Raw genomic sequence first — 14,885 nt, forward strand, 5'->3', positions numbered from 1 at the left:
AAAGTTGGGGCGGGGTCAGAGGCGGCGGTCGGCGAGGACGGGGAAGTTCGCCCGAGTGCTCTTCACCAGCGCCGGGTCGAAGTCGACGACGAGCACCTCTTCGTCGGTCCCTGCCTCGGCGAGCACCTCCCCTGTCGGGGCGATGACCTGGCTGTGCCCACCCATCTCGGTGCGCGCGTGCGTGCCGGCGGTGTTGCACTGCACGACGAACGCCTGGTCCTCGACGGCCCGAGCGCGGCCGAGCAGGGTCCAGTGCGCGACGCGAGCAGCCGGCCAGGCCGCCGGGACGACGAAGACCTCGGCGCCGGCATCGACCTGCTGGCGATAGAGCTCGGGGAAGCGCAGGTCGTAGCACGTCGACAGCCCGACGGCCACGGATTCGCCCGCGCGAGAACGCACTTCGGCAGTGACGACGTCGGTCCCCGCTTCGAGGAGCTTCGGCTCACCCGACCCGAAGCCGAACCGATGAATCTTCCGGTATGCCGTCCGCCCACCCTCCGCAGTCACGACCAGCGACGTGTTGGCGAGCGTGCGACCGTCGGGGCCGGGGGCAGCCAGGCGTTCGATGAAGGAGCCGGCGTGCAGGGTCGCGCCCAGCTCGGTGGCGAGCGCCGTCATCGCCGCGGCCCAAGGGCCGTCGAGCGGTTCGGCGGCCTCCTCCCAGCGGTGGTAGTCGAACCCGGTCGGTGCCCACAGTTCCGGCAGGACCACGAGGTCGGGACGGCTCTCGTCAACAACATCCCGAACGAACGCCGAGACGCGCTCCACCCTGTCGGTGACGGTCTCGTCGTCGCCGTAGGCCACTTGGATCACCGCAAGTCGCATCAGGCCTCCTTCTCCCTGCCTTCGTCGCCGAGCCGCTTGAGTCGGTCGTTGTAGGCGCGCAGTGCGGCATCGTCGTCGCGATCGGCCTGTCGGTCGAGGCGCACCGTCTCCTGCCGGTCTCGCTTGAACCACTGCAGCGCGACGAGGATGGCCAGGATGAGCGTCGGCGCCTCGCCGAACCCCCAGGCGATCTCGCCGGCCTTCTCCTGGTCGTCCAAGAGCTGCGGACCCCACGGCAGGTTGATCTGCTCGAAGAAGCCCGGCGCGAGGACGAACTGCGCCCCGGTGAGGGCGACACCGAAGAACGCGTGGAACGAGATCGTGGCGAAGAGGATGAGCAGGAGCATGGGCGGCGACCACTTCACCGGCCCGGGATCGATGCCGATGAGCACCCACGTGAACATGTAGCCCGTGAGGAAGAAGTGGGCGATCATCAGCAGGTGGCCCGTGTGGGTCGACAGGGAGAGCTCGAACAGGGGCGACCAATAGAACGCGGCCAGGCTGCCGAAGAAGAGGACGGCCGCGACGACCGGGTTGGCCAGCACCTTCATCGCGCGTGACTGCACGACCTGCAGGATGAGTTCGCGCGGCCCCCACGTGCGGTCGGGACGAGCCGTCAGGGCCCGCAGCGCGAGCGTGATGGGCGCGGCCGGCACGAGCAGCAGCGGCACGACCATGGCGACGATCATGTGCATGACCATGTGCACCGAGAAGAGCACGCGCCCCCAGATGTCCGGGGCCCCACTGGTCGCCCAGATGAACGCCAGCCAGCCGAGCGTCCACAGCACGGTGCGATGGACTGGCCACGAGTCCCCGCGCCGACCCAGGCGGATGACGCCGGCGGCATAGAGGCCGATGGCCACGACGGCGATGCTGAGCATGAGCCAGTTGGGTCGCCAGGCAGTGAGCCAGTCCGCGGCCGCCATAGGGCCGGGGTCCGGGAAGCCGGTGATCTCGAGGACGGTGCTCCCCTCGAGCTCGCCCTCCGGTTCCGGCGGCGGCGTCCGCCCAAGGACCGCACCGAGCCCGAACGCGGCGCCCATGAGGCCGAGCTCGAGGAGGACGAGGCGGGCAAACCCGTTGCCACCCTTCCCGATCGACGCGATGACCTTGCGTCGTTGCTGCCAGCCGATCACACCGAGCGCGACGAGGATGACGGCCTTGGCGACGAGCATGGCGCCATAGGCCGTGTCGAGGTTCGCGAACGAACCCAGCCGAATCCAGGCCTGCTGGAGCCCGGTGACGGCCACGGCGGCATACGCCCAACCGGCCAGGACCGAATAGCGCCCGACCGTCGCGGAGAGGTCCTGCCGGATGCGGGGCGCCATGAGCGCGATCGCGATCAACCCACCGGCCCAGGCACTGACGCCGATGAGGTGCACTCCGAGGGAGTTCACGGCGTCCTCGTGGCTGGCGCTTCCGGCCGCGTGCCCCGTGAGGGCGACGATGGCGATCCCGGCGAGGGTGATCGCGGCCAACCAAGCGAAGGCGGCACGGGTCCGCGCGAGCATCGCGCCGAGAGTGACGACGAAGGCGACTGCCGTCGAGATCGACAGCACGCGGGTCGTTTCGAGCGACCAGACGAAGGTGAGGAACTGGCGTCCGAGTTCGGGGTCGCCGAGGCGCAACCCGGCCAGCGAGGCGAAGGTGAAGAGGACGCCCAGCGCTGCTGAGACGAACCAGATGACTCCGGTCACCGCGGCGAGGCGGGACGCCTGGATGCGGCGCTCGGTCGTCCGTCGCTCCGGCACGAGGAAGGCCGCGAGGACGAGCAGGCCCAGTGTTGCCGCGGACGAGAGGTCGCTCACGACACGCACGAGCGGCAGCGACCACCGCACGATCGGGCCGGGATCCTCAAGCACGAGGGGGGCGAACACCCCGGCCAGCGCGGCGGCGACGAGAGTGACGGCGAGGCCACTCAGCGCGACCACAGCGACGGGCCCGAGAGGGGTGCGATCGACGTCGGCCCGGGCGTCGGCCGTGGTCGGAGGCGCGGTGCTCATGCCTCCCAGCGTAGGTACCCGCTCGTTAGGCTGCCGCCATGCCCCTCCACCCCGCTGCGCCTCTCGACCTCCCTGCGCTCACGGCGGCCTACACGCACACCGCTCAGGCCCTCGTCGACCTCGGCCGGTCCCTGCGCGAAGGCGACGAGGAACGGGCCACCGACTGCCCCGGGTGGTCGGTGCACGACCAGTTCGCCCACGTGGTGAGTCTCGAGGCGTGGGTGCAGGGCGAGGGCGTCCCGGACGTCGATGTCAGCGGCCGCGAACACGTCCGCTCCGACCTCGGCGAGATGGTGGAGAAGTACCTCGAGTCCCGCCGTGGCCGTCCCCTTGAGGAACTGCTCGAGGAGTTCGAGGACCTCGTCGCAGCCCGGACACAGCACCTCGAGGCCCCGACGACCTCGCCGGACGACCCCGCCATCGGCCCGTTCGGTCCGACCACCCTGCTCGGGCTCATGCGGAGCCGAGTCTTCGACCTGTGGGTGCACGAGCAGGACGTCCGCGCCGCGATCGGCCGGCCCGGCAACCTCGACAGCCCGAGCGCGGCTCTCGTCGTGCACTCGCTCTTCGCCGCTCTGCCCCGGGCCGTGGCCCGCACTGCCGAGATCCCTCCGGGTCAGGCGGTCATCCTCGACCTCACGGGTCCCGTCGTGGGGCGAGCCGGCGTCCGGGTGGAGGAACACGACGGCAGGGCACACGGCATACCCCTGTTCTCCGGGGACGCGGAGCCGCACGCGGACACCGTGACGACCACGGTGACCCTGTCGACCGAGGCTGCGACGCGGCGCGCCGCTGGTCGCATCGCAACCGAGGACACGCACTACTCGGTCGTGGGCGACGCCGACGTCGCGCGCCGCGTTCTCGACGCCCTCGTCATCGCCCCCTGAGCTGCCCGAGAACGTTGTGTCGCGCAACCATCGCAACGCACACTTGCTCGTATGCCGCAGGCAACAGATCCCGAGGACCCGCGCCTTGCGTTCGGTGACGACCTCTTTCGCGCCATGAAGCTCATGGGTGCGGTGAGGCAGCGCGCGCCACGCGCCCACCCCGACGTGGACCCGCTCGGCTACCCCCTGATGTTCAACCTGCGCGACGAACCGCGGCGCGTCTCCGAGATCGCCGCGGCGATCCACCTCGACGTCTCGACGGTGAGCCGACAGGTGAGCCAGGTCGTGGCCAAGGGATTCGTCGAGCGGCTCCCCGACGAATCCGACGGTCGCGCCCACGTCCTCGCCCTGACCAGGGCCGGGCGGGAGCTCCTCGTGGACATCCGCGCTCGCCGCAACCTGTGGCTCGCCGAGGTCACGGCCGACTGGACCGATCGTGACCTCGCGACCTTCGACCGCCTGCTTCGCCGCTTCGCCGACAACGTCGAGACCCACCCGCTGCTCTCCCCGAGGGATGCCCAGGACCTCGCCTGACCACCACCTCGGACCGGCCCCCTGCGCCGTTCCTAGCTCACCGAATTCCTCCGTTGGGGACGTTGAACCTTCACTGTCCCCAACGGAGGAATTCGGTGAGCTCGGGACAAAGGGTGGGTGGGCGGCATGGCGGCAGGCCTGTCCCTAACCGTCCAATTGGGTGAGTTCGGTACGCGGGGTGTGGTTGATGCGGGTGGCTCGGGCAATCTGGCGGCCCGACGCGGCCGCGATGAGCGCGGCGAGGAGCGCTGCGGTGACGGGAAGTGCGTACGTCTGGTGCGCTCCCCACGCGTCGACGAGGATGCCGCTGAGCGCAGTTCCCGACGCCAGTCCGACGAGCAGGCCGGTGATCACCACGGCCATGCCCTCGGTGATGAAGGCCAGGGGCACGAGGTGCTGGACGAGCGTCATGCCGGTGATGAGCGTGGGAGCGGTGGCCGACCCGGCAATGAACATCATCGCGGTCAGCCCCCACAGGTTGTCGATGAGGAGCACTGGAGCCTCGAGCACGAACATGGCCAGGGCGCACCACACGAACCGCCGGGCGATCGACCCGGTGAACTTGCGTGTGCCGAAGATGACGGCCGACAGGGCCGACCCCAGGGCGAAGGCACCGAGGATGACCGAACTCATCTCGGTGCGACCGGCCTCGTCGGCGACGGCCACTGCCACGACCTCGTTGCCGCCGAAGACCGCGCCCACCATGAAGCCCGCCGCGGCCACCGCCGCAACACCGGGTCGGGTGATCGCGAGCCCGTGCGGCCGCTCGTCATGGGGCACGATCGGCGGTTCCGATCGCCGCTGCATCAGGAACAGCACCGACCCGGCCGTGAAGATCACGTAGGCGAACAGCAGGCCCGCCTCGGGGAAGAGCACGGTCGCAGCCAGGACACCCAGCACTGGGCCGAGGACGAACGTCGCCTCCTCGACGACCTGCTCGAGCGACATCGCCGCATGCAGGGCGTCGGGGTCGTCCCGCAACAGGTGGGCCCACCGGGCACGGGACATCGGCCCCATTTCGGGAAGGAAGGACGACGCGGCATACCCGACGAAGAGGGTCCACGCGGGTGCCCCGACCACTGACAGCACCACGGTCACGAGTCCCGCGACGAACGTCATGAGGACGAACGGCAACGACGCCCGGCGCTGGCCACGCTTGTCGACGAGACGCCCGATGATGGGGCCGGCGAAGGCCAGGACGACGATGCCACCGGCCGACACCGCGCCGGCCAGACCGTAGGAGTCGCGACGGGTCGCGATCATCACGATGATCGAGACGCCGAACATTGCTCCGCCGACGCGCGACAGGGCGCTCGCCGCGAGGAACCGCACGGCTCCGGGGATGGCGAAGAGCGGGCGGTAGGTCGAGAGCACGCGCCAACTCTGTCACGACGGGTCGAACGCCCTCACGTCCATTCCGGGTCCGCGACTCGAATGGGCCGAGGGGCCGCGGGCCTACGGCTCCCGCGGCCAAGCGACCTGCCGGGCAGGAAGGGCTGTGATCACAGCACTTCCTGCCCGGTAGGTCGGTGGTGAGTCGGTCAGCCCCAGACGAGGGCCCGCGCCGGGTCCTCGAGGACCGCGGCGACGTCGGCGAGGTAGCGCGACCCGAGCTCGCCGTCGACCAGGCGGTGGTCGAAGCTCAGCGCCAGCGTCGTCACCGACCGCGGGACGATCTCCTCGTTCCCGGCGTCGTCCGTCACGACCCACGGGCGTCGGTTGATCGTGCCGAACGCGAGGATCGCCGACTCACCGGGGTTGAGGATCGGCGTGCCCGCATCGATGCCGAAGACACCGATGTTGGTGATGGTGATCGTGCCGCCCGACATCTCGGCCGGTTGTGTGCGGCCCTCGCGAGCAGTCGCCGTGAGCGAGCCGATCGCCTCGGCCAGGCCACGCAGGTCGAGCCGGTCCGCATCCTTGATGTTGGGCACGACGAGCCCACGCGGGGTGGCCGCGGCGATGCCGAGGTTGACGTAGTTCTTGAGAACGATCTCCTGTGTCGCCTCGTCCCACGCCGCGTTGATCTCGGGGTTGCGCCGCGCGGCAAGAATCATCGCCTTGGCGAGGATGAGCAGCGGCGTGACCTTGACGTCCTTGAACTCGCGGTCCTTCTTGAGCTTGGCGACAAGGTCCATGGTCGCCGTGACGTCCACCGTGACCCACTCGGTGACGTGCGGCGCCGTGAACGCGCTGCCGACCATCGCCTGCGCGACCATCTTGCGCACGCCCTTGATCGGGACGCGCACCTCACGCTCGCCGTGACCCAGACCGCTTCCGTATGCCGTTGCGCCAGCACCGCTTCCGGCCGCCGGCGTCGCGGTGGCCGCGTTCGACGCCGCCGCATGGGCAGGTGCGCCGACAGCGGACGGTGCGCCCGCGGCATACCCCTCGACGTCGGCGCGGGTGACGACGCCGCCGTCGCCGGTCGCCACGACCGAGGCGAGGTCCACTCCGAGGTCCTTGGCGAGCTTGCGCACCGGTGGCTTGGCCAGCACCTTCGCACCCGAGTCCGCGGACGCGGCTGAGGCGACGGGGACCATGGGCTCCGGCTCCGGCTCCGGCGCAGGCGCAGGAGCAGGAGCGGGCGCAGTGGCAGGGGTGTGCGCGGGGGCTGCGGCTGCGGACGGAGCAGCGGCCTTGCGCGGACGGCGCGAGCTCCCACCCGCCTTGGGGCCGTAGCCGACGAGTGTCTTGACCGGCTCCTCCTCGACGTCCGCGTCAGCGGCCGCGGCGGCGTCTTCCGGTCCGACCTCAACGGCGCTCTGCACGCCGGCGGAGGCCTCGCTGTCGCCGGCCCCACCGGGGGCAGCGTCGCCACCCTGGCCGTCGTCGATCGAGATGATCGGGGTGCCGACCTGGACCTCGTCGCCGACGTTGACGAGCAGCCCTGCCACCGTGCCGGCCCACGGGATGGGCAGCTCGACGAGCGACTTGGCGGTCTCGATCTCGACGACGATGTCGTTGACCTTGACGGTGTCGCCGACGGCGACCTTCCACTCGACGATCTCGGCCTCGAGCAGACCCTCACCGGGGTCGGGGAGGTTGAAGTGCTTCACAGCCATGCTGTTGTTCTCCTCAGTCCGTGATCGTCAGTGGGCGAGCGCGCGGTCGACGCCGTCGAGCACGCGGTCGAGGTCGGGCAGGTAGTGCTCCTCGAGCTTGCTCGCCGGGTAGGGCGTGTTCCAGCCCGCGACCCGGATGACCGGCGACTCGAGCGAATAGAAGCAGCGCTCCGTCACCATGGCCGCGATCTCGGAGCCGACCGACACGAACGACGGCGCTTCCTGCGCGACGACGAGCCGGCCGGTCTTCTCGACCGACTGGGTGATGGCGTCGATGTCGATCGGGCTCACCGAACGCAGGTCGATGACCTCGAGCGAGCGGCCCTCCTCGGCCGCCACGGCAGCGGCGTCGAGGCAGACCTTGACCATCGGGCCCCAGGCCACGAGCGTCAGGTCGGTCCCCTCCCGCACCGTGTGCGCCGAGAACAGGTCGCGCGGCGCCTCGGGTGCGTCGAAGTCGACCTCACCCTTCTCGTGGTAGCGCCGCTTGGGCTCATAGAAGATCACCGGGTCGTCGCACTCGATGGCCTGCTGGATCATCCAGTAGGCGTCCTCGGGGTTCGAGCAGAACACGACCTTGAGGCCGAGCGTGTGCGCGAAGTAGGCCTCGTTGGACTCACTGTGGTGCTCGACCGCGCCGATGCCGCCACCCATGGGAATGCGCACGACGACGGGCACCTTGATGGCACCCCGCGAGCGCGAGTGCAGCTTGGACAGCTGCGAGACGATCTGGTCGAACGCGGGATAGACGAACCCGTCGAACTGGATCTCGACGACCGGGCGGTAGCCGCGCAGCGCGAGCCCGATGCCGGTGCCCATGATCCCGGACTCGGCGAGCGGGGTGTCGATGACCCGGTCCTCGCCGAAGTCCTTCTGGAGGTGCTCGGTGATGCGGAAGACGCCGCCGAGCTTGCCGATGTCCTCGCCCTGGAGGATGACCTTGGGGTTGTCCTCCATGGCCTTGCGCAGCCCGGCGTTGAGGGCCTTGGCGATGGTGGTTTTTGTCGCGCTCACGCCTGAGCCCCTTCCGTCTCGAACGAGTCGTTGTATGCCGTGAACGTCGCCTTGTCGTCCTCGACCTGGCGGTGCGGCTCGACATAGACCTGGTCGAAGATGTCGCCCACGTCCGGGTCGGCCATGTCGAGGGTCGCTTGGCGCACGTGCGCCCCGAGTTCCTCGGCCTCGGCCTCGACGGCGTCGAAGAACTCGGCGTCACCGATCCCCTCGGAGGCGAGCCAGCGCTTGTAGCGGGCGATGGGGTCGCGCAGCTTCCAGACCTCGACCTCGGCGGAGACGCGGTACTTCGTCGGGTCGTCCGACGTGGTGTGGGCGGCCATCCGGTAGGTGTAGGCCTCGATGAGGGACGGGCCCTCACCGGAACGGGCACGGTCGAGCATCGCGGTCGTCACGGCATACACCGCAAGAACGTCGTTGCCGTCGACGCGAATGCCCGGGAAGCCGAAGCCGTCGGCGCGCTTGTAGATCGGGGCGCGGGTCTGGCGGGCGTTGGGCTCGGAGATGGCCCACTGGTTGTTCTGGCAGAAGAAGACGACGGGGCTGTTGTAGACGCCGGCGAAGACGAACGCCTCGTTGTTGTCGCCCTGCGCCGTCGCACCGTCGCCCATGCAGGCGATGACGGCGGCGTCGCGTTCGTCGTCGCCCGTGCCGACCGCACCGTCACGCTGGATGCCCATGGCGTAGCCGGTGCCGAGGAGGCTCTGGTTGCCGATGACGATCGTGTAGGGGTGGAAGCCGAACTCGGCCGGGTCCCAGGCGCCCTTGTCGACGCCGCGATACATCGCGATGAGGCGCATCGGGTCGACGCCGCGGGTCCAGGCGATGCCGTGCTCGCGGTAGCCGGGGAAGGCGTGGTCCTGCGTGCGCATCGCGCGACCGCAGCCGATCTGGGCGGCCTCCTGGCCGAGGAGCGAGGCCCACAGGCCCAGCTCGCCCTGACGCTGGAGCGCCGTGGCCTCCTGGTCGACGCGACGGATGAGCACGAGGTCGCGGTAGAGGCCGCGCAGGTCGTCGTGGCTCAGCGAGCCGATGATCTCGTCGTACTCGGCGTGGGGGACGCGCTGTCCCTCGGGGGTGATGAGTTGCACCATGTCGGGGCCGCCATCGGCAGCCGCGCGGGGCTCGGTTCCAGCTGCCGGATCCACCGAGATGTGGTGGTCCATTCCGCCGATGGGCGGGGTTGCAGCGACATCGGTGTCGCTCACGGGCACTCCTGTTCCCTGGGACATCCGTTCGTGGCGGACGCCCGGCTCGGGCCGCCGGCTCCACACGCTCGTGCGCGCGCGGCCCGGACGGCGGTGTCTGGGGGCCGCACCCGGGGTGTGAGTGCGGTCACCAAGCCTGCTCGCCCAAACGTACCGCGAGGGTGCCGCTCCCTCCCAAACGCACCCGTCACGGAACCGTGGAGGCCGTGGTGGCGTCGTAGGTTCATGACCATGCGACGGCTCCAGAGACGAAACCGACCGATCCCGTATGCCGTGAGCGCCCTTGCCGCTGTCGCCGTCCTGTCATCGTGTGGCTCCGGCGCCGGACAGCCTGCCGAAGCGACCCACACCTGGTCCCAGTCCGCCGCACCCTCGGCCACGTCGACCGAGTCGCCGTCGTCACCGGCCGGGGGCACGATGCCCTCCGACGGGCGCGCCCGGCCCACGACGATGACGGGTCGGGTGACCTCCTCGGACGGCGGCTGCACGGTCTTCAAGGACAGCGAGGCCCATCAGTGGGTCCTCGTCGGCGAGACGAAGGGCATCGCCAGCGGGACGGCATACACGATCGAAGGTGTCGCGATGGACGCGATGGATCCGGCCTGCCCGCAGGGGCTGCCCTTCGTGGTGTCGGCGGCGACAGCGACGATCGCGACGCCGACCACGACCTCGGACGCCGACGAGGTCTCGCTCACCGGCACGCTGGCCGATGGCGTCGAGGCCAACTGCCGAATCCTCACGACGGATGCCGGCACCTTCGTCCTCATGGGCACCGTCTCGGCGGCGAACGGCACCCGGGTCACGGTGCGCGGCTCGAAGGCCCAGAACGTCATGTCTCACTGCATGCAGGGGCCGATCATCGACGTCCAGAGCGTCTCCCCGGCGTCATGAACCAGGGAGAGACTCAACTGACCGGTCACCTCGTCGAGGGGGTCGAGGGCGGCTGCCTCGTCGTGGTCACGGATGCCGGCGCGACGTTCACGCTCGCAGGACGGGCCAGCGCCGATCTCGCCGGGCGGTCCGGTCGGATCATGGTCCGCGGTCGGCTCGACCCCGAGATGCTCAGTCACTGCATGCAGGGCCCGGTCTTCGTCGTGACCGAGGTCCTCGAACTCGACTGAGCGCGCCCTGGCCGCTGCAGACGTCGAGTCGCGGGCAAGGGAGAGGCCCCCACCGCGCGTGCGATGGGAGCCTCTCTCGTCGTGCTGGAACCCGGCGTCAGCTGGTGACCTCCACCGCGGTCGAAGCGACACGGGTGCCGCCGATCGCGTGGGAGACCGTGCCGAGGTAGGTGTCGCCGGCCGCGAGGCCGGACCAGCCCAGGCCGACGTCGACCTTGGTGCCCGGCGTCGCCGTGGTCGGGCTGCCCGAGGTGACCGACAGGCTGCCGCCCGTCGTGGTCGGGACGAGCCACGACTGCAGGTCGACGTCCATCGGCGTGGAGCCGACCGCCCACCCGTGGACGACCATCGTGTAGTTGCCGTTCGCGGGACGGTCGAGGTCGATCTGCTCGTCGGTCGCACCGTTGGTCGACGCCGCGATGATCTGCCCGTGCGGACCGCGGAGGTAGAGGTCGAGGTCGACGTCTCCGGGGACCTGGAGCTTCCATCGCGCGTGGTCGACACCGCTCAGGCTGAACGGCACCTGCACGACGCCCGCACCGTCATCGGGGCTGGGGTACGTCTGGTCGGGGTCCTGCGCGATGGTCACGTTGTTGTGGGTGGTGCCCACGAGACCGTGCGCCGTCGCGGTGTACTGACCGGGCTGACCGACCGTCACGGGGACGGTCGCCGTGCCGGACGTGCCCGTGCCGGTGACCGACGCCGGGGCCGCGATGGCGGCGCCCTTGACGGCGATCGGGCTGCGCACCTCGTAGCCAGAGCCGATCCACGTGAGCGAGCCGAACTTCCACTCGCCGACCGCGGCACCGGTGTTGCGGACCGTGACCTCGAAGGACGCGGTCCCCCCACGTGGCGGGACCGCGAGCGTGGACGGGCTGACCGACACCGAGTAGCCGCTCGGAGCCTGGACGTTCGCCGTGACCCTGATCGTGCTGTCGCTGACGTTGGTCACCTTGCGCTTGACCGTCTGGACACCGGGGACGGCCTCCATGCCGATCGACGCGTAGTTGAGGTTCGCCGCAGTCGTCGGGTAGCCCGCCGCCTCGAGGTCGGCACACATGGTGTCCGGGTCGCTGTAGGCCTCAGGGGCCTCGGCGCAGAGGAAGCCGCGGTAGTCGTCGAAGCGCGCGTCATAGACCAGCCCCGGCTGGAACGCCGTGCCCCTGTTGGCTGGCCGACCGAGGTCGGCGAAGCCCGAGCCCGTGTCGAACGGCGTGGCGGGGGAGACGCGGTCGTTGCTGCGAGCGACCTGGGACGCGCTCGTCATGAGGGCCGACTTCGCCGCAGCCGCGGACCAGTCGGGGTTGGCCTGCTTGAGCAGTGCGTACATTCCGGCGACGACCGGGCTCGACATCGACGTTCCCGCGATGGCCTGCCACAGCTGCCCGGCCGGCTGGCTGCCGGGGACGGGGGAAGGCGTGTTGCCGGCCATGATCTGGGCGCCGGGGGCGCTGATGTCGGGCTTGATGATGTCGCCGTTGGGGACGGTCTCACCGCGGCTCGAGAAGTAGGTCACGGTGGGGCTGTAGTGCCCCAGGGTGTTGATCCCGTCGTTCTTGAGCTGGGCGGTGGGGGACGCCTGCGAGTTCACCCAGGCGCGGATCTCCTCGCCGGGCGTCTTGTCCATCATCACGGTGGGGACGAAGAAGGTGTCCGAGAACATCGTGTCCACGTCGACCGCGTTGAAGAGGACCATGCCGGCGCCGCCGGCACGCAGGACCTCACTGCTCTTGGCGACACGGCCGTTGAAGCCGCGCTCACAGAGGACGATCTTGCCCTTGACCTTGGCCGGGTCGAGGGATCCCTCGACGCAGAAGCCGGGGTTGGCCTTGCCGGCCAGGCCCGCGCGCGCTCCGTCGATGACGGGAACGACGCCCGTGCCCTTGGTGACCGACGTGCCCTTGAACACCTTGCCGTTGGCCAGGCGGATCGAGCCTGCGTAGTTGCGGGGGAACGTCGTCGCTCCGACCGAGGTCACCCACGGAACGTTGGAGGGGCCGCCGACCGTCTTCGGACCGGGGCCGCTGTTGCCCGCCGACACCGCGGAGAACACGCCGACGTTCGCCGCGATGAGGAAGGCGATGGTGTCGGCCGACACGACGCGGGCGCCGCCGCCGATCGAGTAGTTGATGACGTCGACGCCATCGGCGACGGCCTGGTCGATCGCCGCCGAGAGGTCGGAGGTGTAGCCGCCCTGGTCTCCGAGCGCCTTGTAGGCGATGACCTGCGCCCGCGGTGCGATGCCCGAGACGACGTCCTTCTTGACCCCGAAGATCTCGGACTGCACGTTCGCGTTGCCGGCCGCCGTCGTGGCCGTGTGCGTGCCGTGGCCACTCTCGTCGCGGGCGGAGTCGAACTCGTCGGCAGTGAGCCCCGTGTTCGCCTTGTAGGTGTCGAGGAACTGGCGCGCACCGACGAGCTTGTTGTTGCACGTGAACGGTGCATCATCGGCCTTGTGCGCCGTGTTGCCGAAGTCGCACGAGGAGCGCTCGGTCTCGTCGAAGGTCGGCTTCGCGGGGAAGGTCCCGTCGTCGGCGAGCATGGGCTGCTCGGGCCAGATGCCGGTGTCGATGACGCCGACGAGAACGCCGTCGCCCTTGAGTCCGGAGGCGTAGGCCTTCCGCTTGCCGGAGAGGCCGAGGTAGTCATTGAGGGCGTTGAGGGCCCTGGGGTTCGCCTTTCCCCTCGCGACGTCGGCGGCGATGGCCTGCGGCTGACGCATCTCGTCGGGCATGACGGCGGCGACTCCGGCCTGCTTGGCAAGACGCTCGGCGCCCTTGAGGTCGGTCCGCACGGCGAAGCCGTTGAGGGTGTTGCTGAAGTCGGTGGTGCGCGCCTTCGTGGAGATGCGGGCACCCTTGAGGGCCCGGTCGTGCGTGGCCTTCAGCGCCTTGCGCTTCGTGTTCGCGGGCGCCTTGTTGAGGTCCTGCTGCTTGACCGACCGCGCCAGCGGGTCAGCCTCCATGAGCACGATGTAGCTGCCCGTCTTCGACTTCTCGATGGGCTTGGCGGCCGGCTGCGCCACCTTGTCGCCGGCGGCACGGGCACCTGCTGCGGCTTGGGCCGTGGGCGCCAGACTTGCCAGGGGAAGGATCGCTGCGGCGACGGCTCCGGTGGCCGCCACGGCGATTTTCCTTCCCCGGGACTGGAGTTGCGACATGCATTTCCCCTCTCGGGTTCCACCGCGCGCACGTCGACGTGCGCGCGCGTCACCCCATAGCGGGCGCGCACGGGTGACGACAGTCTGGCGTCCCGAGGGGCAACCCGCCAGAGGTTCGGCAAAGAAAAGCAAAGAATTCTGTGCGTTAGGGCGCGGGCTCTAGGCGTAGGCCGCGCGACCGACTGCCTCGAGTGCAGCAATCGTGCGCTGCACGACGGCTCGTTCGGCCCGATCGCGCCGCGACATCGCCACGATCCACCGGCGCACGTTGACCCCCGTCAGCGGACGGAGAACCACTCCGTCCCCGGGCCGAGTCGTGAACCGCGGCAGGAGTGCCAAACCCACCCCTGCAGCCACGAGCGCCTCGACGACCCGGTTGTCGCGGACGCGTTGCGTGACCCGGACGGGCCGACCCGTCACCCGCTCGACCTCGTCGAGGACGGTGGCGAACGGGTAGCCCACGGGAACTCCGATCCAGACCTCGTCAGCAATGTCGGCCGGAGCGAGTTCGCCCTTGGCCGCGAGGACGTGCCCGACTGGAAGGCACACGTCGACCGGCTCGCGGGCGAGCACGGTGCGAGCCAGGCCTTCCGCGCCATGGGGGACGCTGCTGAGCAGGCTGTGGCCGATGACGATGTCGTGGTCGGCCGCCAGTGCGGCATAGTCCGCCTCCGAGACGTCGGTGTCCGCGAGCTCGAGCACGATGCCCTCCGCGTTGAGGGTCATCAGGGCATCGGGGACGAGGAACTCGGCGGCACTGGTGAGCGCGGCGATCCGCACGTGGCCGCTGGGACGTCCGCGGAACTCGTCCAGTCGGGCCTCGACCCGCGCGATCGCCGTCTCGACGTCCGCGGCAGCGCCGGCAAGGAGGCGTCCCGCGTCGGTGAGTCGCAGTCCGCGGCCGACCGGCTCGACGAGAGCGACCCCCATCTCTCGCTCAGCCGTGCGCAGTTGTTGTGAGACAGCCGAGCCGGTCCGGTGCGTCGCGGCTGCCACGGCGGTGACGCTGCCGCGGTCGGCGAGCTCCCTCAGCAGCGTCAGGTGTCGCACGTCCATGCAGGCATCCTA

12 protein-coding genes are annotated in these 14,885 nt (G+C 70.0%); 4 read left to right on the plus strand and 8 right to left on the minus strand.

The genetic code is table 11. The features are described from left to right. Positions 1-15: 15 nt before the first annotated feature. Both N802_RS13265 and N802_RS13270 read right to left on the minus strand, forming a co-directional pair. Entirely contained in the window at positions 16-825 is an 810-nt protein-coding gene (locus N802_RS13265; RefSeq protein WP_035917049.1) for a carbon-nitrogen family hydrolase, read from the minus strand. After that, on the minus strand, positions 825-2,828 hold the full coding sequence (locus N802_RS13270; protein WP_084072202.1) for a bifunctional copper resistance protein CopD/cytochrome c oxidase assembly protein: 2,004 nt from the start codon (positions 2,826-2,828) through the stop codon (positions 825-827). Before N802_RS13270 ends, N802_RS13265 begins: the two co-directional genes overlap by 1 nt. Before the next feature lie 38 nt (positions 2,829-2,866). On the opposite strand from N802_RS13270, the gene N802_RS13275 reads away from it, so the two are divergent. Together N802_RS13275 and N802_RS13280 are read left to right on the plus strand one after the other, a co-directional pair. Next, complete coding sequence (locus N802_RS13275) at positions 2,867-3,715, plus strand: maleylpyruvate isomerase family mycothiol-dependent enzyme (RefSeq protein ID WP_035917051.1); 849 nt, start codon at positions 2,867-2,869, stop codon at positions 3,713-3,715. A 51-nt stretch (positions 3,716-3,766) separates the two neighbouring features. Beyond that, complete coding sequence (locus N802_RS13280) at positions 3,767-4,249, plus strand: MarR family winged helix-turn-helix transcriptional regulator (protein WP_052109934.1); 483 nt, start codon at positions 3,767-3,769, stop codon at positions 4,247-4,249. Between the two features lie 144 nt (positions 4,250-4,393). Here the strand turns inward: N802_RS13280 and N802_RS13285 are convergent, their stop codons facing one another. The 4 genes from N802_RS13285 to pdhA form a co-directional block, all read right to left on the minus strand. Beyond that, a complete protein-coding gene (locus tag N802_RS13285; RefSeq protein WP_052109935.1) occupies positions 4,394-5,623 on the minus strand; it encodes an MFS transporter in 1,230 nt (409 codons plus the stop codon). A 167-nt stretch (positions 5,624-5,790) separates the two neighbouring features. Further along, positions 5,791-7,314 carry a dihydrolipoamide acetyltransferase family protein gene (locus N802_RS13290; RefSeq protein ID WP_035917054.1) on the minus strand — a complete coding sequence of 508 codons (1,524 nt, stop codon included), beginning with the start codon at positions 7,312-7,314 and terminating at the stop codon, positions 5,791-5,793. 27 nt (positions 7,315-7,341) lie between these two features. After that, complete coding sequence (locus tag N802_RS13295) at positions 7,342-8,328, minus strand: alpha-ketoacid dehydrogenase subunit beta (protein WP_035917056.1); 987 nt, start codon at positions 8,326-8,328, stop codon at positions 7,342-7,344. After that, the gene (gene pdhA / locus N802_RS13300) at positions 8,325-9,536 is read right to left on the minus strand and encodes a pyruvate dehydrogenase (acetyl-transferring) E1 component subunit alpha (protein ID WP_425402484.1); all 1,212 of its coding nucleotides are present in this window, start codon (positions 9,534-9,536) and stop codon (positions 8,325-8,327) included. Before pdhA ends, N802_RS13295 begins: the two co-directional genes overlap by 4 nt. A 231-nt stretch (positions 9,537-9,767) precedes the next feature. Between pdhA and N802_RS13305 the strand changes: the two genes are divergently transcribed. Beyond that, the gene (locus tag N802_RS13305) at positions 9,768-10,427 is read left to right on the plus strand and encodes a hypothetical protein (protein ID WP_156971403.1); all 660 of its coding nucleotides are present in this window, start codon (positions 9,768-9,770) and stop codon (positions 10,425-10,427) included. Then, the gene (locus N802_RS13310; RefSeq protein ID WP_035917058.1) at positions 10,424-10,657 is read left to right on the plus strand and encodes a hypothetical protein; all 234 of its coding nucleotides are present in this window, start codon (positions 10,424-10,426) and stop codon (positions 10,655-10,657) included. The genes N802_RS13305 and N802_RS13310 overlap by 4 nt, the downstream gene beginning before the upstream one ends. 97 nt (positions 10,658-10,754) lie before the next feature. On the opposite strand, the gene N802_RS13315 is transcribed toward N802_RS13310, so the two are convergent. Then, positions 10,755-13,781: a S8 family serine peptidase gene (locus N802_RS13315; protein ID WP_052109936.1), complete on the minus strand. Its 3,027-nt coding sequence runs from the start codon at positions 13,779-13,781 to the stop codon at positions 10,755-10,757. Between the two features lie 195 nt (positions 13,782-13,976). Then, positions 13,977-14,873, minus strand: a complete 897-nt coding sequence (locus N802_RS13320; RefSeq protein ID WP_035917061.1) for a LysR family transcriptional regulator — start codon at positions 14,871-14,873, stop codon at positions 13,977-13,979. Between the last annotated feature and the right edge of the window lie 12 nt (positions 14,874-14,885).

Origin of the sequence: Knoellia sinensis KCTC 19936 (assembly GCF_000768705.1) — a bacterium.
Classification (GTDB): Bacteria; Actinomycetota; Actinomycetes; order Actinomycetales; family Dermatophilaceae; genus Knoellia; species Knoellia sinensis.